The sequence below is a fragment of the Solirubrobacter ginsenosidimutans genome, assembly GCF_027587205.1.
Genome location: NZ_JAPDOD010000075.1, coordinates 1 through 18,318, shown reverse-complemented (window position 1 = coordinate 18,318; position 18,318 = coordinate 1). Strand labels below are relative to the sequence as shown.

16 protein-coding genes are annotated in these 18,318 nt (G+C 74.6%); 11 read left to right on the top strand and 5 right to left on the bottom strand.

Features of this window, described 5'->3' with window-relative positions:
• The first annotated feature begins 25 nt into the window (after positions 1 to 25).
• A complete protein-coding gene (locus OM076_RS41120; RefSeq protein WP_270046016.1) occupies positions 26 to 847 on the top strand; it encodes a hypothetical protein in 822 nt (273 codons plus the stop codon).
• On the opposite strand, the gene OM076_RS41115 is transcribed toward OM076_RS41120, so the two are convergent.
• Positions 829 to 2,070, bottom strand: a complete 1,242-nt coding sequence (locus OM076_RS41115; RefSeq protein ID WP_270046015.1) for an MFS transporter — start codon at positions 2,068 to 2,070, stop codon at positions 829 to 831. The genes OM076_RS41120 and OM076_RS41115 overlap by 19 nt on opposite strands.
• 52 nt (positions 2,071 to 2,122) lie before the next feature.
• Between OM076_RS41115 and OM076_RS41110 the strand changes: the two genes are divergently transcribed.
• Complete coding sequence (locus tag OM076_RS41110) at positions 2,123 to 3,682, top strand: hypothetical protein (RefSeq protein ID WP_270046014.1); 1,560 nt, start codon at positions 2,123 to 2,125, stop codon at positions 3,680 to 3,682.
• Here OM076_RS41110 and OM076_RS41105 read toward each other — a convergent pair.
• Entirely contained in the window at positions 3,669 to 5,153 is a 1,485-nt protein-coding gene (locus tag OM076_RS41105) for an ATP-dependent DNA ligase (RefSeq protein WP_372518142.1), read from the bottom strand. The two genes, OM076_RS41110 and OM076_RS41105, sit on opposite strands and share 14 nt — an antisense overlap.
• 25 nt (positions 5,154 to 5,178) lie before the next feature.
• Between OM076_RS41105 and OM076_RS41100 the strand changes: the two genes are divergently transcribed.
• From OM076_RS41100 to OM076_RS41065, 8 genes are all read left to right on the top strand, one after another.
• Positions 5,179 to 5,988 carry an SDR family NAD(P)-dependent oxidoreductase gene (locus tag OM076_RS41100; protein WP_270046012.1) on the top strand — a complete coding sequence of 270 codons (810 nt, stop codon included), beginning with the start codon at positions 5,179 to 5,181 and terminating at the stop codon, positions 5,986 to 5,988.
• Between the two features lie 41 nt (positions 5,989 to 6,029).
• Positions 6,030 to 6,914, top strand: coding sequence for a DMT family transporter (locus OM076_RS41095; RefSeq protein WP_270046011.1), 885 nt, complete (start codon positions 6,030 to 6,032; stop codon positions 6,912 to 6,914).
• Entirely contained in the window at positions 6,911 to 7,570 is a 660-nt protein-coding gene (locus tag OM076_RS41090) for a GntR family transcriptional regulator (RefSeq protein ID WP_270046010.1), read from the top strand. The genes OM076_RS41095 and OM076_RS41090 overlap by 4 nt, the downstream gene beginning before the upstream one ends.
• 168 nt (positions 7,571 to 7,738) lie before the next feature.
• Complete coding sequence (locus OM076_RS41085) at positions 7,739 to 8,296, top strand: hypothetical protein (RefSeq protein WP_270046009.1); 558 nt, start codon at positions 7,739 to 7,741, stop codon at positions 8,294 to 8,296.
• Positions 8,296 to 9,876 (top strand): coiled-coil domain-containing protein, encoded by a 1,581-nt coding sequence (locus tag OM076_RS41080; RefSeq protein ID WP_270046008.1) that lies wholly within the window; start codon positions 8,296 to 8,298, stop codon positions 9,874 to 9,876. Before OM076_RS41085 ends, OM076_RS41080 begins: the two co-directional genes overlap by 1 nt.
• Before the next feature lie 28 nt (positions 9,877 to 9,904).
• Positions 9,905 to 11,293 (top strand): hypothetical protein, encoded by a 1,389-nt coding sequence (locus tag OM076_RS41075; protein ID WP_270046007.1) that lies wholly within the window; start codon positions 9,905 to 9,907, stop codon positions 11,291 to 11,293.
• Between the two features lie 11 nt (positions 11,294 to 11,304).
• Positions 11,305 to 12,177 (top strand): isoaspartyl peptidase/L-asparaginase family protein, encoded by an 873-nt coding sequence (locus OM076_RS41070; protein WP_270046006.1) that lies wholly within the window; start codon positions 11,305 to 11,307, stop codon positions 12,175 to 12,177.
• Positions 12,170 to 13,195: a hypothetical protein gene (locus OM076_RS41065; RefSeq protein ID WP_270046005.1), complete on the top strand. Its 1,026-nt coding sequence runs from the start codon at positions 12,170 to 12,172 to the stop codon at positions 13,193 to 13,195. Before OM076_RS41070 ends, OM076_RS41065 begins: the two co-directional genes overlap by 8 nt.
• On the opposite strand, the gene OM076_RS41060 is transcribed toward OM076_RS41065, so the two are convergent.
• On the bottom strand, positions 13,192 to 14,280 hold the full coding sequence (locus OM076_RS41060; protein ID WP_270046004.1) for a lysylphosphatidylglycerol synthase domain-containing protein: 1,089 nt from the start codon (positions 14,278 to 14,280) through the stop codon (positions 13,192 to 13,194). The genes OM076_RS41065 and OM076_RS41060 overlap by 4 nt on opposite strands.
• Before the next feature lie 21 nt (positions 14,281 to 14,301).
• Complete coding sequence (locus tag OM076_RS41055) at positions 14,302 to 14,868, bottom strand: ArsR/SmtB family transcription factor (protein ID WP_270046003.1); 567 nt, start codon at positions 14,866 to 14,868, stop codon at positions 14,302 to 14,304.
• Positions 14,869 to 14,983: 115 nt separating this feature from the next.
• Here OM076_RS41055 and OM076_RS41050 point away from each other — a divergent pair, with 115 nt between their 5' ends.
• Entirely contained in the window at positions 14,984 to 16,582 is a 1,599-nt protein-coding gene (locus OM076_RS41050; protein WP_270046002.1) for a thiamine pyrophosphate-binding protein, read from the top strand.
• A gap of 40 nt (positions 16,583 to 16,622) precedes the next feature.
• Here the strand turns inward: OM076_RS41050 and OM076_RS41045 are convergent.
• A partial coding sequence (locus OM076_RS41045) for a LuxR family transcriptional regulator (RefSeq protein WP_270046001.1) occupies positions 16,623 to 18,318 on the bottom strand: 1,696 nt, incomplete at its 5' end.

The following is an 18,318-nucleotide window of genomic DNA, read 5'->3' as shown; positions in this document are numbered from 1 at the left end:
CCGCGACGAGGCGACGGCCGCGAGTTTGACCGGCGTCACGATCACGCCCCCGAAGGCGAGCATCCCGCTGTCGGGGACGACGATCACCGCGGCCGCGACGCCCGCCGGCGCGGGCACGGTCAAGTACTCGCTGGTGGCGGACAAGGTCGCGCCCGCCGCCGCGACGAAGATCGACGAGTCCAGCGGCGCGATCACGCTCGACCCCAAGCAGCCCGGCGGCTCGATGAAGGTCCGCGCCGACAACGAGAGCTCCTGGGCCGACGCGAGCTTCAAGCTGATCGAGAAGCCGGCGGCGATCGCGGGGACCGCGGCGGGCACCTACGAAGGCCACTTCGTGCATACGTTCACGTCCGCGGGCGCGTCCGCGGCGGGGCTGGACGGCGAGAACATCAACGAGAAGTTCGACTCGCTGACCGCCGACACGCCGTTCGGGCCGTTCACGCTGCAGGCCAACGCCGCGGGCTCCTCGGGCTGGGACCTGGACTCGACCGGCAAGATGGGCGGGCCGGACAAGGTGTCGATCGGCAAGGGCATCGACGCGTCCCCGTTCGTCAAGAACGCCTCGAACCCGACGCCCGCCAAGGCGCTCCCGCAGGGCTTCTCGATGACGCAGAAGCTCCACGCCAAGACGTTCCCCGACGCGACGCTGGATGCGACGACGCCCCACGTGCGGACGCTCGAGGACGTCGGCGGCAAGCTGCAGATGACGCTGAAGGCGGGTGCCGGCAGCGTCTCGATCGAGATCAAGACGCCCGCGGCGCCGGCCACTCCCGCCACTCCCGCTGCTCCGAAGGCGGCGGGCGAGGGCGACGAGGCCGTCCCGGAGGCTCAGGGCACGACGGACTGACGGCCGTCGTAGGCGATCAGCGCGGGGAACAGCACGGCGATCAGGGCGATGCCGGCGACGCAGGCCAGTCCGCCGCTGACCACGGCGACGCCCGCGGTGGTCAGGGAGGCGGCGATCCCGGACTCGAGGTCGCCGAGCCGCGGCCCGGAGGTGACGACGAGCATGAAGGTCGCGGACATGCGGCCTCGGAGCTCCTCGGGCGTGACGGACTGGTTGATGATCGAGCGGCACACGGCGCTCACGCTGTCCGCCGCGCCCGCGATCGCCAGCAGTGCCGCGGCGGGCCAGATCGAGGGCATGAAGCCGGCGCCGGCGATCGCCAGGCCCCAGACGGCGACGGCGCCGATGACGACGCGGCCGAGCCAGCGGGCGTGCTCGACCCAGCCGGTCGTGAGCGCGCCGACCACCGCTCCCGCGGACACGGAGGCGTAGAGCAGGCCGGTCCCGCTCGCGCCCGCGTCGAAGACGGTGAGGGCGAGCACGGCGAAGAGCGCGCGCGGCATCCCGAAGGTCATCGCGACGAGGTCGGCGGCGAACGAGCCCATCAGCGCGCTGTTGCGGCGCACGAACGTCAGCCCTTCCCGGATCGATTGCAGGATCGGCGGGTGCTCGGTGTCGGTCGGCGCGGGGTCGAGGCGGGGGAGGGTGACCGTGATGCCGAGCATGAGCAGGAACCCGGCCGCCTGGATCGTGTACGCCGAGCCGATCCCGACGGCGGCGATCATCAGCCCGCCGATGCCCGGCCCGACGACCGCCGCGACCTGGTGCAGGCCGTAGCTGACCGACAACGCGGCCCTGAGGCGGTCGCCGGCGAGCGCGGGGACGACCGCCGAGCGGGTGACGTTGTCGACGGTCGACCCGCCCGCCAGGAGCGCGGCGAGGAGGTAGATCAAGAGCACCGGCGGGTCCTCGGCGAAGCTGATCGCCGCGAGCACCGTCGCGGAGGCCGCGATCGCCAGTTGCGCGCCGAACATCAGCTTGCGCCGCTCGACCCGGTCCGCGATCGCGCCGGCGAACAGCGAGCAGATCACGATCGGGAGCAGTTCGACGATCCCGAGCAGGCCGACCAGCGCCGGTGACTTCGTGAGCGTGTAGACCTGGTATGGGATGGCGACCAGCGCGGCCTGTGACCCCAGGCCGGAGATCAGCTCCCCCGAGATCAGCCTCCGCAGCGGGCGGTTGTCACGGAGGACGCTCAGATCCACCGCGATCCGTCGCTTCATCCCGCAAGCAGTGAAGCAGCAGGTCGTGCCAGGATGGGTACACGGGTCGTCTATGACGCGGACGGACACAACGGCGGATCCCCTGACCGAGCTCACGTTCGAGATCGAGCGCTTCGAGTGGACGGCCGCGGACCGCCTGGAAGTCACGGGTCGCTGGTTCGGCGTCCGCGGCCAGCGCTTCGTCCGCCCGACGCTCCACCTCCGCGTCGACGGCCGCCGCCGGCGCGTGATCGCGCTGCTCGATCACAAACCCTGGTCACCCGACGCCGATGCCTGGACCGCCGCCTTCGCCTGGCGCGGCGAGCAGACGGGCATCACCGACGCCCGCCTCGAGGTCTCCACCGACATCGTCCTCGACCTTCCGACTCCGGGCCCGAACCTCAAGACCGCAGCGCTGTCCCCGCGTCCCCGGACCAAGCGCGAAGCGCCCCGCCAAATGGCGCCACGCCGAGAGCCACCGTCGCAGCCGCCGCCTGCCGCAACCGAAGAGCCGCCGCCGGTCGCCGCGGCGTCCGGCGTCGAGAAGGCCGCGAAGTCGCCCGGCGTGAGCGCCGAGAGGGCCGCGAAGGCGGCCGGCGTGAGCGCCGGGAAGGCCGCGAAGTCGCCCGGCGTGAGTGCCGAGAGGGCCGCGAAGTCGCGCCGTCCGAGTGCCGTGACGGTCACGCCGCCGGCACCGGCCGCGGAGCCCTCCGCCGTCGAGGCGCCCGGGGCCGGCGCCGAGATGGCTTCGCCGCCGCCCACGGAGCCGGCCGCGTCTGCAGGGTCCGTTCCGGCGCCCGCCGTCGTCGACTCGCCCGTCCCGGCCCCGCCCGCCGAACGTGTTTCGCCGCCCGCCACCGCGAGGCCCGTTTCGCCGCCCGCGGAGCCGACCGCCACCGCCGAGCCTGCTTCGTCACCGCCCGCGCCCGCCGAGCCCATTTCTCGGCCGGCCGCGGAGCCGCCTGCCACCGCTGGCCCTGCTTCGCCGCCGCCCACGACCGCCGGGCCCGTCCCGGCCCTGCCCGCCGGGCGTGTCTCGCCGCCCGCCGGCGCCGATTCGCCCGCCCGCGAGAGGCCCGCCGAACGGGCCTCGCGGGTCTTGCCGCCCGCTTCCTCGCCGTCACCCACGGCTGACGCGGAAACCGCCAGCGCGCCGGAATCGTCAACCCAGGTCGACGCGCAGCGCGAGCCGGCGGCTCCCGCCGTTCCCGCGCACGCGCCGTCGTCGGTGACGGCGGAGATCGCCGCGCTGGCACTCGAGCGGCGGTTGATCGAGGAGCGGGCCGAGCGGGAGGCGCTCGCGCACGAGCTCGCCGAGGCGCGGCAGCGAATCGAGGCGCTCTCGTCGCATCACGAGAGCGCGGTGGCGCGGGCGCAGGAGATCGTCGATCTCGAAGGGCGGCTCGCGGTCGCCAATGCGCGTGCCGACGCCGCGCAGGCGCACGTGACGAGGCTCGAGCGGGAGCTCTCGCGTGCGCAGGACGTGGTGTCGGCCCAGGCCGATCCGCTGCCGCCGCGCACGCCGCGGCGGCGAGGCGGGCAGGAGTGGGACGCGCGGACCAAGCTCACCGCGATGGCGGCCGTCGCGGTCGCGCTGGTCGTCCTGCTGATCATCGTGATCACCGTGGTCTGAGGCCCAACACGGTCTCGATCGTGTCGGCCTCGGCGGCGGGCTTGTCGTCGCGATAGCGGACCACGCGGGCGAAGCGCAGCGCCACACCGCCGGGATACCGCGGGCTGGTCTGGACGCCGTCGAACGCGATCTCGACCACCAGCTCCGGCCGCACGAATACGACGTGCCCGGAGCGATGCGTCTCCAAGGACAGGAGTTTCTGCGTCTGCCACTCCAGCAGCGCGTCGGTGAGGCCCTTGAAGGTCTTGCCGAGCATCACGAACCCGCCGTCAGGCCCGCGCGCGCCGAGGTGCAGGTTCGAAAGCCACCCGCGCCGGCGTCCCGAGCCCCACTCGACGCCCAGCACGACGAGATCGAGCGTGTGGATCGGCTTGACCTTCACCCACGCCGCGCCGCGCCGCCCCGCCTCGTACGGCGCGTCGAGCCCCTTGACGACCACGCCCTCGTGCCCCTGCGCCAAGGCGGCCTCGAGCATCTCCGGGCCGCCGCGCGGCACCCGCCACTCCGAAGGCACCAGCGCCGACAGGGCCGCCGCCCGCTCGGAGCCGGGCCGATCCAGCAGATCCACGCCGTCGAGGTGCAGGAGATCGAAGAACATCGGCGTCAGCACGACCGTGTGCCCGGACCGGCTCGCGAACCGCGAGCCGGTCACCTGGAACGGGTAGGGCGTCCCGTCGTCGCGCAGCGCGATCGCCTCGCCGTCGAGCACGAACGCGTCGCCCGGCAGGGCGCGCGCCGCGGCGACGACCTCCGGCAGCCGCGCGGTGACGTCGTCCAGCGTGCGGGAGAAGATCCCGACGTCGTCGCCGGACCGGTGGACCTGGATCCGCGCGCCGTCGAGCTTCCACTCCACCGCCGCCGCCCCCGTCTTCTCCAGCGCGGCGTCCAGATCGGGAGCGGTCGAGGCGAGCATCGGCGCGATCGGCCGGCCGACTTCGAGCCGGAACGCCTGTAGCGCCTCCGCGCCCACGCCGAGCGCCGCCTCGGCCACCGCACCGAGATCGCCCCGCAGCATCAGCGCCCGCCGCACGAGTGCCACCGGGACCTCCGCCGCGCGGGCGATCGCGTCGCCGACGACCGCCGCCAGAGCACCCTGGCGCAGGTCGCCGATGATCAGCGCGCGCAGATACGACTGCTCGGACTCGGTGGCGCGCGCCAGCAGCGCGGTCAGCGCGGCACGGCGCGCACCCTGCGAGCCCGGCCCGCTCAACTCCGCGAGCGCATCGAAGGCCGTGTCCACCTCGGCCACCGACAACGAAGCAACGGAAGCAGGCGGCGGCAGCTCCTTCAACGACGCCCACCCGACCCCGAGCACCCGCTGCCGCGGCGCGCCCGCCAGGTACCCGGCGCCGGCGGCCCGCTCGCCCTCGTCCAGCGACGCAAGCGCGGCGGCGAGCCGCGCGACCTTGTCCTTCCGCCCGCTCAAAGCGCGAACGTCCTCGGTGGCGGCGGCGAGCTCGGCGAACAGCACCCCCACATTCAATAGGCTCGCCCAGATGCTCGACGGCCGCACCGTGCTGGTCACCGGCGCCTCGTCCGGGATCGGCCGCACGACGGCGCTCCACCTCGCTCAGCTCGGCGCGAACGTGCTCGCCGGTGTGCGCACCCCCGAGGCCGGCGAGGCGCTCGGCCCCACAGTCACCCCGGTCCGGCTCGACGTCACCCGCGCGCCGGACGTCGCCGCGCTCGCGCAATATCGCCTCGACGGCCTGGTGAACAACGCCGGGATCGCCGTCACGGCGCCGCTGGAGTTCCTCCCGGTCGAGGAACTGCGACGGCAGCTGGAGATCAACGTGATCGCCCAGCTGGCGGTCACGCAGGCCTGCATGCCCGCGCTCAGAGCGACCCAGGGGCGCATCGTCAACGTCTCCTCGATCGCCGGCCGGGTCGCACTCCCGCTCTACGGACCCTACGCCGCGTCGAAGTTCGCGCTCGAGGCGCTCAGCGACGCCCTGCGCCGCGAGCAGCAGGAGGTCGGCGTGATCCTCGTCGAGCCCGGCTCGATCGCCACCCCGATCTGGGACCGCTCACTCGCCGCCGCCGACGCCCTGTACGCGGCGATGCCCCCGATCGCCCACGAGCGCTACGACGCGCTCGTCGCCAAGCTGCGCGGGATGGCGGAGAAGCAGGGGGAGGAGGGCGAGCCGCCCGAGGCCGTCGCGCGGGTCATCGCCACCGCGCTGAGCACTGCGAGGCCCCGCACCCGGTACGTGGTCGGCAACCGCGCACGCGTCCAGGCGGCGCTCGCGCGAGCGCTCTCGGGCAGGGCGATGGACAAACTGCTCGCCAGGGCAATCAAGACCTAAGATTGTTGAACAATCCTGCCGATTGTGGAACAATGCGCTCCATGTCCGGCACCGCCCGCCTCCAGGTCCTCCTCGCGTCCCTCTGCTTCGGCACGACCGGCACCGCCCAGGCGCTGGGCCCGGACGGCCTCGCGCCCGCGGGGGTGGGAGCGGGCCGGATCCTCGTCGGCGGCTCGCTCCTGGTCCTCGTCGCCCTGCTCACCAGCGGGGCGCGCTCGCTGCGGCGACTCGCGCGCAGGCCGCTGATCCTCGCCGCCGGCGCGGTCGCCACCTACCAGCTCTCGTTCTTCGCCGCCGTGCACGACACCGGCGTGGCCGTCGGCACGATCGTCGCGCTCGGCTCCGCGCCCGCCCTGGCCGGAGCGCTCGAGTGGGCGGTGGACCGCAGGTCGCCCACCCGCGCCTGGGCGACGGCGACCGCGCTGGCCTGCGCCGGCGTCGCGCTGCTCGCCCTGGCGGGAGCGGACGCGGACATCTCGCTCCCCGGGGTCGGTCTGGCGCTCTGCGCGGGCGCGTCGTACGCGGGCTACACGCTCGCCGCGAAGCGCATGCTCGGCGGCGGGCACTCGCCCGAGACCGTGATGGCGGGGGCGTTCGGTCTCGGCGCGGTCTTGCTCCTGCCCGTGCTGGCGATCACCGGCGCCGGGTGGATCGCCGAACCCGGCGGCGCCGCGCTGATCGTCTTCCTCGGCGTCATCCCGACCGCGCTCGCGTATCTGCTGTTCGCGCGCGGCCTCAAGCGGCTCAGCGCCGCCGAGACCGCCACGCTGACCCTCGCCGAGCCGCTCACGGCCGCGCTGCTGGGCGTGATCGTGCTGAGCGAGCGGCTGTCGGCGCCCGCCGCGCTCGGCGCCGTGCTGATCCTCGGCGGGCTGCTGGTGCTCGCGGCGCCCGACGTGCGCCGGCCCGCTACGGTCCCGGCGTGAGCACGGTCGAGACGGTCGTCGCCGCGCTGCGGCAGGAGATCCTCGAAGGCGAGCGGCCCGGTGGGCAGCGGCTGGTCGAGCAGGAGCTGACGGCGCGGCACGGCGTGTCGCGCCACACGCTGCGCGCGGCGCTGCGGGAGCTCGCGGCCGAGGGCCTGGTGCGGATCGAGCCCAACCGCGGCGCGCGGGTGACGCGCCTGACCGCGGAGGAGATCGTCCAGCTCTACGAGCTGCGGACCGCGCTCGAGGTCGAGGCGGCGCGGCTCGCGCTGGAACGCCATCGCGGGCGCCTGCCCGCGTCGGTGCACCAGGCGCTCGCGGAGCTCGAGGCGGCGTGCGCGAACGGCGCGTGGGGACCGATCAACGCCGCGCACGCCGAGCTGCACGGCGCGATCGTGGCGGCGGCGGAGAGCCCGCGGATCGAGGCGGCGCACGCCGCGCTGAACGGCGAGTTGCAGCTCTTCCTCGCCCAGCTCGAACCGCTCTGGAGCGTCGAGCGCATGGCAGCCGACCACGCCGCGCTCGTGCGGGGGCTGGAGCGCGACGGGCCGGTTGTGCTGCGTAAGCACCTTGGTGAGTCTGCGGCGGCCTTGCTGGCCGCCGAGGCAGGGGACGCCGCGCGGGCGGCCCGTGTCGGCGACCCGCCCGCGCGGTAGAGATCCCGGTCGGGAGACTTGCGGAGCGCCTCCTGATTGAATGCCCTCAAGCGAACGCGAAAAACGGCGGATTTCGGCGTTTGTCAGGCTTGGAACGATTCTCGGTGCGACGGTCTGGCGGGGCCGCTTGTCATCCTTGTCCGCGTCAACTCCACAAGAGGAGACCCGTTGACTCGCAGATTCGACATCGGGCCGTTTGTGCTGGCCCTTGCGGCACTCGTACTTCTGGTGAGCCTGTTTTTGCCGTGGGTGGACTACGGCGCGGCGGTTGCCGCGATCCCGAACGGCGCCGGCGCCGACGACGTCAACGCCTGGCGTCTGTTCGAGATCACCGACCTCCTGCTCGCGGCGCTGGCGATCGCGGCGGTGGTGGCCGCCGCGGGCCTCATCACGCCCGCCGTCGATCTCATAGAGCGCCGTTGGGTGCCGTGGATCGTCGGCGCCGCGTTCGTGCTCGTCGCCAACCAGATCCTCGAGCCGCACAACCAGGTCGGCAGCCGCGGCACGGGCGCGTGGCTCGCGTTCGCCGCGACCGTCGTGATGGTGATCGGTGCCGTACTGAGTCTCACCAAGGTCTCGGTGGCCGTGGGCGTCGAGGGCCGTGACCGGCGCCGGCGCGTCGCCGCGGTCGACCATCGCCCGCCGCCGACCGAGGCCGGTGCACCGGTCCAGCGCTCCAGCACGTCATTGCTCACCGACCCGCCCGAGGCCGGCAAGGAGAGCTGATGCCGGCGGTCGGTGAGGTCTCCTTCGAGCTCGAACGCTTCGAGTGGACGGCTGACGACCGGCTCGAGGTCGTCGGCCGCTGGAACGGCGTCCGCGGGCGCCGCATCTCGCGCCCGGCGCTGACCGTCGACGCCGGCGGGCGCCGTCAGCGCCTGTCGGGCACGCAGGAGTCCGACGAGCCGTGGACCGCCTCGTTCGCCTGGTCGGGCGACGACATCGCGGGCGCGGAACTGGAGATCGGCCGCTCGCTGGTCGTCGAGCTCCCGGCGCCCCGCCGCCGCCGCCGGCGCGCCGGCGCGTCCGCGGAGAGCGAGCTGCGGGTCCACAACGAGGAGCTGCGCGCGACCGTCGCCGAGCTGCGCGCCGCGCTCACCCTCGCGCCATCGGCCGAGGCCGTGCGCGCCGCCGAGGACGAGCGCGACCGCCTCGCGGCCGAATTGGCGGCGCAGCACGCGGACGCCGCGCCGGACGAGCGCGTGACGGCGCTGGAGAGCGAGCGGGACCGCCTCGCGGCTGATCTCGCCGACCTCGAAGCCGAGCGCGACGAACTGCGCACGTCGCTGGCCGGTGCGGCGCCGGCGGAGCGGCTCGCCGATCTCGAGGCCGAGCGCGGGCGTCTCGCCGCCGAGCTCGCCGCCCTGCGCGAGACGCAGGGCGCGCGCGTCGATGCCGACCAGGAGCTCGCGGGCCTGCGCCTCGCCCACGGGAGCCTGCGCGCCGCCCACGAAGCGCTCGAGGACGAGCTCGAGGAGCTCCGGGGCATCCGCGAGCAGCGCGACGAGCTCGCCGGGCTCATCGAGCAGCTCAAGGCGACCGCGGGCGACACCGAGAACGAGAAGGCGAGCCTCGGCGCGCTCGTGCGCGAGCTGGAGTCGGCGCGCGAGACCGTCAGCGCCGACCTCGCGGTCGCGCGGGAGGAGATCGCCCGGCTCGAACGCGACGTCGCTGAGCGCGACCGCTCCCTCGACGAGGCACGGCAGGACGCGGCAAAGCGGGTCGAGACCGAGCGCGCGACGACCACCGAGGTCCACTCCCGCCTCGCCACCGCGCGCGAGGAAGCGCAGAAGACGCTGGTCGCCGAAGCGGCGGAGACCGAGCAGCTGCGCGCCGAGCTCGAGCAGGCGCGGGCCGACTTCGAACGTCAGCTCGGCGCCGAGCGGGCCGAGGTCGCGCGGCTGCGCGAGGAGCTGCTGTCGAGCGAGGTCGACGAAGGCGCCGAGGAAGCGTCGCGCCGCATGGTCGAGCGCATCACCCGCGACCTCGAGCGCGAACGGGCGACCTCGCGCAGCCTCAAGCGCGAGCTGGACACGCTGCGCTCCGATACGGCGGAGCAGCGACGCCAGCTCTCCGCCTCGACGGCGAACGGCACGCTCGCGATGGACGAGCCGCCCGCACGCTCGGTGCGTACGCCCGAGGGGACGCAGCGGCGCGTCGAAGCGGCCCGCGCCCACGCCTCCCAGCGCGTCCCGAAGGTCCCGCCCTCGCCGTACGCGCTGTGGGCGGTGCGCCTCGTCGCCACGGTCACGGTTGCGGCGCTGCTGATCCTGCTCGTCGTGCTCGTCAAACTGGTGACCGGATGATGGCTCGTATCGCCCCGGACGCTCGTCCTTGACCGCAGTCGCGCGTCCCGCGCCGGACGTGCAGCGCTGGAGCGTCGCCGCCCAGGGAGCGCTCGTCGTGGGCGTGGCGCTCGTCCTCGCCGCCCTGTCGCTGCTGCGGCCCTACGCGCTCGCGTTCGACCCGCTGGCGTGGTCGGTGTGGGGGCGCGAGGTCGGGCGGCTCACGCTCGACACCTCGAGCGGGCCGTCGTGGAAGCCGTTCCCGGTGCTGTTCACGACGCCGCTCGCGCTGTTCGGTGGCGCGACGCCCGCGCTGTGGCTGATCGTCGCGCGCGCCGGTGGGCTGCTCGCGCTGGCGGGAGCGTTCGCTTTGGCGACGCGGCTCGGCGGGCGCTGGGCGGGTGTCGCGGCGGCGGCGGTGATGGCACTCTCCCCGTGGTGGGCGTACAACACGGCGCTCGGCAACTCCGAAGGTCTGCTCGCCGCCGCGGTCACGTGGGCGGTCGTCGCGGGGCTGTCGGGGCGCCATCGCGCCGCGCTCGCGCTGCTGACGGCCGCGGCGCTGATGCGGCCGGAGGTCTGGCCGTTCCTCGGCGCCTACGGGGTCTGGATGTGGACTCGCCATCCGGCGGAACGCCGTGCGGTCGTGCTCGCCGGTGTGCTGATCCCGCTGCTGTGGTTCGGCCCCGATCTGGTCGGCGCCGGCGGCGCCCTCGACGCGTCCAAGACCGCGCGCGGAATTCCCAGCCCCGGCAGCGCGAAGCTCGCGGACATCCCGGCGCTCGCCCTGCTCGGGGACACCGCGACGCTCTTCACGCTCCCGGCGCTGGCCGCGGCGCTGTTCGCCGCCGCGTTCGGCGGGCGGACCGCGCGACTGCTCGCCGCGGGTGCGCTGGGGTGGGTGGCGATCGTCGCGCTGATGACCACCGCGGGCTACGCGGGCAATCCGCGCTACCTCGTCGCAGCGGCGGCGATCGGGGCCGCACTCGCCGGGGTGGGTGCGGTGCGCGCCGCGTCCATGCTGTTCGGAAGCCGCGTCACCTTCGCAGCCCCGATCGGGGCGCTCGTGCTCATCGGGGCCGTGCTCGCCGTCACGGCGGGTGACCTTCGCACGCAGTCGCGCGAGTTGTCCTCGCGCGCCGCCGCCGCGGGCGCCTTCGACGGCGTGCTCGCGCGCGCCGGCGGGCGCGAGGCGCTCGTGCGCTGTTCGCGCATCCGTACCAGCAGCCGCGCGCGGTCGCTGGTCGCCTGGCGCCTCGATCTGCCGCTGCGCGACCTCGACGCCCGCCCCGAGCGCCCCGCGGTCGTGATCCGCGCGAAGTGGTTCTACGGCCAGGGCCTCGAGCCGCCGCGCGACCCGGGCTACAAGACGCTCGTGACGAGTCCGTACTGGGAGTTCGTCGCCGCCTGCGGCCCGGCTCCGCAGCTCGGAAAGTAGGGTTCGGCGCCGTGACCGAGATCGCCATCGTCGTGCATGGAGGCGCCGGGAAGTGGCCGGCGGATGCGTATCAGCAGGCGCGCGACGGCGTGTCCCGCGCCGTCGAAGCGGGTCACGCGGTGCTGGCGGCCGGGGGAGACGCGCTCGCCGCCGTGCAGGCCGCGGTGATCGTGCTCGAGGACGACCCGGGCTTCAACGCCGGCCGCGGCGCCGCGCTCAACGAGCACGGCGCGATCGGCCTCGACGCCTCGATCATGCGCGGTTCCGACCGCGCCGCCGGCGCCGTGGCCGCGCTGACCGGCATCCGCAACCCGATCACCGCCGCCCGCGCGGTGCTCGACGAGGGCCGGCACGTCTTCCTGGTCGGCGACTCCGCGAGCGCCTACGCGCGGGAGACCGGCCTCGCGACCGAGCCGGAGGACTGGTTTCACACCGAGGACCGCAAGCGCGCCTTCGAGGCGGGTGACGACAGCCGCGGCGGCACCGTCGGAGCAGTGGCGCGCGATGCGCGGGGCGGGGTCGCCGCCGCGACCTCGACCGGCGGCAGCGCCGGCAAGCATCCCGGCCGCGTCGGCGACTCGCCGCTGCTGGCCGCCGGGACGTGGGCGGACGACCACACCGCCGCGATCTCCTGCACCGGCGACGGTGAGGCGATCATGCGCGTCGCGCTCGCCCACGAAGTCGATGCGCTGATGCGTCACGCGGGCCTGCCGCTGGCGCAAGCGTGCGAGCGGGCGCTCACCGGCCTCGCGGATCTCGGCACCGCCGGCCTGATCGCCGTCGGCGCCGGCGGCATCGCCACGCCCTTCACGACCCCGGCGATGCCGCGCGCCTGGAGGATCGGGAACGGCCCCGTCAGCGCCGCCGTCGGGCCCGATGGCTGACGTCGACCACCTCTACTCGCTCCCGCTGGAGGACTTCATCGGCGGTCGCGCCGCCGCCGCCAAGGAGATCCGTAAGGCGGGCGATCGCGACACCGCCGCGGTGGTCGCCAAGCTGCCGAAGCCGACCCCCGCCGCCTGGACCGCGAACCAGGTCGCGCGCGAGCAGCCCGAGCTGATCGAGGCGATGCTCGAGGCGGGCGCGGAGCTGCGCGCGGCGCAGGAGGCGGCGGTCTCCGGCGGCGGCGGACAAGGCCTGCGCGACGCGACCCTCGCCGAGCGCCGCGCCGTCGACGCCGTGATGACCGCGGCAATGGCCTACCGCCCGGCCGGACGAACGCTCTCGCGCGCGATGGCCGACCGCCTGCGCACGACCCTCCACGCGGCGGCGACCGACGAGGCGCTGCGCGACGCGCTCGCCGCGGGGCGCCTGGTGGACGAGGCGCAGGCGGGCGGAGCGTGGCCGTTCGCGCTCGAGCCCGCGCCGCGCGAGGAGAAGCAGCGCGCCGCGAAGGGGAGGGCGAAGCGCGCCGGCGACGGGACGACGCCCAGCGCCGACACGGCGAGCACAGGCGGCGCGACCGCGAAGCGAGGCGCCGCGAAGGGCGCCGGCGAGGCCGCGGGCGCGGAGAAGCGAGGCGCCGCGAAGACCGCCGATGACGGCGGTGACGCTGCGACGAAGCGAGCCGCCGCGCAGGCGCGCGCCGACGAGGCCGCGGCGGCGAAGGCCGCCGAGGCCGAGCGCGCGGCGGCCGCGGCGCGCGAGGCGCTCGAGGACGAGTTGCGCGAGGCCCGCATGTCGCTGAGGGTGCGCGAGCGGGTCTTCGCCGGTGCGCAGGAGGACGCCGGGGGCGCGAAGGATGCCGTCAATCAGGCTCGGGCCGCGCTCGAGCAGGCGCAGAAGGCCGCGGAGGACGCGGTGGCCGAGGCCGAGGCGGCGGAGCGGGTGCTCGACCAGGCGCGGACGGCGCTCGACGAAGCCCGCGACGCGGTCGCCCGCCTGGAAGAGAAGCTCGACTAGATGAACGGGGCGGGCCGCTCGACGAGGCCGCGCCCGAGCACCTCGACCGACTCGCCCGGCGCACATGCCGCGATGTCGTGGGCCTCGTTGCGCAGGCGCCGGCGCAGCACCGCCAGCGCGGGCAGGCCGAGGATCGCCGGGATGGCCAGCAGCAGGCCGCGGTAGGCGATGACCGCGACGGCGGCGTCGGTGGCGTCGATCCCGTAGATCACGAGCGTGCCGATCAGGCCGCCGTCGACGCCGCCGATCCCGCCCGGGATCGGGATCAGCGACCCGAGCTGGCCGATGATGTAGGCGACGAGCAGCACGCCGACCGGCGGCAGCGGGTTCCCGAACGCGACGAAGCAGACGCCGAGCATCGCGACGTCGAAGAGCATGTAGCCGGCGGCGCCGAACAGGATCGCGAAGCTCCCGGTGCGCAGGAGCCGCAGGGCCTCCTCGACGCCCTCGGCGACGACCTTCAGACGCGAGACCCGGCGCGTGAGCCGCCCCGCGGCGAGCGCGCCGCCGATGACCGCGAGCGCCGCAGCGGCCGGGATCGCGCCCAGCACCCACGAGGGCGACCCGGGCAACACGTGCGTGGCCAGCCCAAGCCCGCCGAGCACCAGGAAGGTTGTGTTGGCGAAGCTGGTGATCAGGAAGAACGCGACCGTCCGGCGTGCGATGTACGCGGTCTCCAGCCCGCCGCGTCGCAGGATCCACGCGCCCAGCGCGAGCCCGCCCGCGCCGCCGACCGAGAGCACCGAGTTCGCGGCCAGCTCGGACAGCCCGATCTCTGAGCTCGTCAGCCAGCTCATCTTCGAGCAGAACACGCCGCGGAACACGAGCACATAGGAGAAGCAGGACGCGAGCTGCAACACCACGGCGAACAGGAGCCACCCGACCGAGGCGCCGCTGAAGCGCGACCGCAGCGAGCTCAGTCCCGGGACGAGGACGATCACGGCGATCACGACCAGCACGATCGCTCCCAGGATCAGCAGCGAGTGCCGCAGGCGCGACGAGGAGAACTCGTCGGGGAGCGGCTCGGCCTCGATCCCGGCCGACGGCTCGAGGTACTCGACGATGAATTCGGGCCGGTCGCTCACAACGAGCGAGACCTCTAGCAGCTACTCGGCTTCGCCGGGCGGAAGATTCGGGTAACAGGCGAGCGCGAGCCGGAAGGCATGGCCTTCGCCACCGCCGTAGCGCGTCAGCACCTCGCCGAACGCGCGCTGCAGCTCGGACACGAACGCCGCGCCGTCCTCGGGCGCCAGCCGGATGTCGCCCGCGATGCCGAACGACGGAAGCGTGGGGGGACCGGAAGCCAGCCGCGCGAGATCGCGCTGCAGGCTCTCGGTCAGGTCGAGCAGGAAGCCGAGCCCGAGCTGCGCCTCGCGGGTGCGGGCGTCGCCGAGCCGGCCGACGATCGCGGGCGAGACCCAGAAGGACTTCGCCACCGCCTGGTAGACGCCTTCGATGATCCCGCGGACGCGGTGCTCCTCGACCAGCGACACCAGGCCGTGGGCCTGCAGGCGCTTGACGTGGTAGTAGACCGCCTGCGGCGTGTCGCCCAGCACCTGGCCGATCTGCGTGCAGGTGCGCGGCTCGGCGAGCTGGCGCAGCACCTCGACCCGCTTGGGCTTGAGGAGGGCGTCGGCCTGTTCGACCGCGTCGATGTAGAGGGTGTCGAGCACCTACGGCGTGCTTTGTACGTCAAAGCGGACGGATGTTCAAGCGATGAACGATCTCATGCTGACATTCCGCCACTTCGACGGCAAAAGTCAAACGATTTACCGTAATCTGCGCGCAGTGACGACCGTCCGCGACGCCACGTTCGACGTCCTCCGGCGCCTCGGGCTGACCACGATCTTCTCGAACCCCGGCTCGACCGAGGTGCCGTTGCTCGCCGGGCTGCCGGACGACCTGACGTTCGTCCTCGCCCTGCACGAGGGCAGCGTCGTGGCGATGGCGGCCGGCCACGCGCTCGGGGCGGGGCGCCCGGCGCTCGCGCTCCTGCACAGCACGCCCGGGCTCGGCAACGCGGTCGCCGCGATCGCCACCGCCCGCCTGAACCGGGCGCCGCTGGTGATCGTGGTCGGGCAGCAGGACCGCCGTCACCTCGCGCTCGACCCGTTCCTGGCCGGCAAGCTCGACGGTCTCGCCGGCCGCTATCCGGTCTCCGCCGAGCAGCCGGTCCGTGCGCAGGACGTCCCCGGCGCGATCGTCCGCGCCTACCACGAGGCCACCACCGCCCGCGGACCCGCGCTGGTGGTCGTCCCGATGGACGACTGGTCCGCGCCCGCGCCCGAGCCGCACGAGATCATCGGCCCAGCCCAACTGCTGCGCTCCCAGGCCGCGGACCCCGCCGCGGTGGAGGCGCTGGCAGCCGTCCTCAACGAGGCCTCCCGTCCCGCCATCGTCGCCGGGGCGGGCGCGGACGGCTACGCCGGCTGGACCGCCCTGATCGCCCTCGCCGAGCGCCTCAACGGACCCGTGTTCCAGGAGCCGTTCGGTGCCCAGGCGGGCTTCCCGCAGGACCATCCGCAGTTCGCGGGCCATCTTCCGGCGAGGCGGGAGCGGCTGCGCGAGACGCTCAAGCCCCACGACGCCGTCCTGATCGTCGGCACCGGCGCGATCCGCCAGTACCCGTACGACCCGGGTCCGCTGGTCGAGCCGAGCACGCGGCTGCTGCTCGTCACCCAGGACCCGGAGGAGGCGCACCGCAGCCCGGTGGAGCTCGCCGTGCTCGGCGATCCCGCCGCGCTGTGCGCCGCGCTGGCCGAGGCGGTCGACGCACGCGAGCACACGTTCACGCCCCGTACGCCGCCGCCAGACCCGCCGCCGCCCGACCATGGAGAGCCGCTGCGCGCCGCCCACGTGCTGCAGGCGCTCGCCGACCGCCTCCCACGCGACGCGATCCTGCTCGAGGAGACCCCCAGCAGCCGCCCCGAGCTGCACGCCCGCATCCCCGCCACCGCCCCGCTGGGCTTCATCAGCGCGATGGGGATGCTCGGGTTCGCGCTCCCCGCGGCGATCGGCCTGCGCATGGCCCGCCCCGACCGCCCGGTGCTGACCGTCGTGGGCGACGGCTCGTCGCTCTACCAGATCCAGGCGCTCTGGTCCGCCGTCGCGTACCGGACCGGTGTCCTCTTCATCGTCCTGCGCAACGGCGGCTACGCGATCATGGACCGCCTGGCCGAGCGCGCCGGGAGCGCCGGCCCGTGGCCCGCGCTGGACGACGTCGACATCGCGGCGATGGCCAAGGCCCAAGGCTGCGAGGCGCGCCGGATCGAGACGCACGAAGCGCTCGTCGCCACGCTCGACGCCGTCCTCGACGACCTCGCCGTACGCGACACCCCGCTGCTGCTGGAGATCGCGGTCGCTCAGGACGCGACGTTCGACCCCTGATTCATCGCCTCGAGCATGACCCGGACACCCCGAAGGGGGTTCAGCCGAGCGCGTCGGCGAGCACGGCGGGGTCGCGCTCGCCTTCAGGAAGCTCCATCGCCATCAGCCGCGCGAGCTGCGCGCGGCCCCGGACGTCGAGCTTGCGGTAGATCTGGCCGAGGTGGTACTCGATCGTCTTCGGTGAGAGGAAGAGCGCGGCGGCGGCCTCACGATTGGTCATGCCCTGCGAGACGAGCACGGCGATCTGGAGCTCGTGCGGCGTGAGCTGCTCGGCGGCAGCCTGGGACCGGCGCCCACTCGCCTGCCCGCCGGTGGCACGCAGCTCGGTCCGGGCGCGCTCGGCCCAGGGGCGCGCGCCGAGGCGCTCGAAGGCGTCGAGGGCGGCGGTCAGCGGCTCGCGCGCCTCGGCGCGCTGCTTGGCGCGGCGCAGGCGCTCGCCGAGGGCGAGCAGCGTGCGTGCGCGCTCGAACGGCATCGGCAGGCTCTCATGGAGGGCGAGTGCCACGTCGAACTCGCCGCGAAAGGTGTCGTCCGGGGCGAGCAGGGCGCGCGAGCGGGCGGCGACCGCAGCGGGCCAGCGCGGTACGGCGTGGTGCTCGGGCGCGCCGGCGGCGGCGCCGTTCGTCGCTGCGCCGCGCGTCGCCGGCGCGCCCGGCCCGGCCGCGTCCGCGTCCGCGTCCAGCCGCGCGAGCACGACCTCCGCCTCTTCCCGCCGCCCGGCGCGGATGTACGCCTCGACGAGGTCGGGGCGCAGCAGGACGACCGACGAGCTCAGCCCGCGCTGCAGCATCACGCGGTGACCGGTCTCCAGCGCCTCGATCGCCTCGGGGATGCGGCCGAGGCCGAGCTCCAGCAGGCCCAACGCGGCATGGAAGGAGACGGTGTCGCCCTCGCGACCCGCGAGCTCCAGCCCGCGGGCCACGTGCTTGCGGCAGTCGGCCTCGTGGCCGAGGCTCGCCTCGACCAGGGTCAGCGCGGCGAGCGAGTGGGGGAGGAGCGCCAACTGGCCCGTGTCCTCGGCGAGCTCGGCCGACTCCGACGCACCCGCCAGCGCCGGGGCCCAGCGACCGCGCCGCAGGTCCAGATGCGCCTGCACCGCGAGCGGGTGGATCAGCGCGGAGACGGCGCTGGCCGAGCGCGCGACGCCCAGCACCCGCGACAGGATCCGGGACGCCGCGTCCCAGTCCTCGAGCCAGATCGAGGCGTGGCCGGCCATGCCGACGATCTCCACGATCGCGAGCGGATCGGCCTCCATCAGGTACGGCTCGCAGGCGCGCAGCATCGCGCCGCCGCCGGCGATATCGCCCAGAGCGATCTGCCCCTCGCCGATCACGGCGGTCGCCAGCAGCTCCACGGCCGGCTCCGCGCCCGCAGCAAGTACACGCGCGCGTTCGGCCGCCGCGATCATTTCTTGAAGGTCGCCGGTGACCATGTGCGCGACCGACGCCTCGAGGAACATCGCCGAGGCGCGGCGGGGATCGCGGGTGCGGACCCGGTCGGCCTCGCGGACGAGCCGCTCGTGCGCGGCGGCCGGCGAGCCGCGGCGCAGCTCGACGTGGCCGCGCATCCGCTCGACGTCCGCCGCCAGCAACGGGTCCGCCGTCAGCCCGGCGGCCTCGTCGAGCAGGCCGCGGGCGCGCTCGGCCTCGCCGCAGCGCACAGCATCCTCGGCCGCGGCCAGCAGCCGGCGGGCGCGCGGCTCGGCGTCCGGCGTCAGCTGGGCGGCGCGGCCGAGG

What these genes read in the sequence shown, in the direction of transcription:
- OM076_RS41115 (WP_270046015.1), bottom strand. Translation starts at nt 2,070, where the DNA reads ATGAAGCGACGGATCGCGGTGGATCTGAGCGTCCTCCGTGACAACCGC.
- OM076_RS41100 (WP_270046012.1), top strand. Translation starts at nt 5,179, where the DNA reads ATGCTCGACGGCCGCACCGTGCTGGTCACCGGCGCCTCGTCCGGGATC.
- OM076_RS41110 (WP_270046014.1), top strand. Translation starts at nt 2,123, where the DNA reads ATGACGCGGACGGACACAACGGCGGATCCCCTGACCGAGCTCACGTTC.
- OM076_RS41065 (WP_270046005.1), top strand. Translation starts at nt 12,170, where the DNA reads ATGGCTGACGTCGACCACCTCTACTCGCTCCCGCTGGAGGACTTCATC.
- OM076_RS41095 (WP_270046011.1), top strand. Translation starts at nt 6,030, where the DNA reads ATGTCCGGCACCGCCCGCCTCCAGGTCCTCCTCGCGTCCCTCTGCTTC.
- OM076_RS41080 (WP_270046008.1), top strand. Translation starts at nt 8,296, where the DNA reads ATGCCGGCGGTCGGTGAGGTCTCCTTCGAGCTCGAACGCTTCGAGTGG.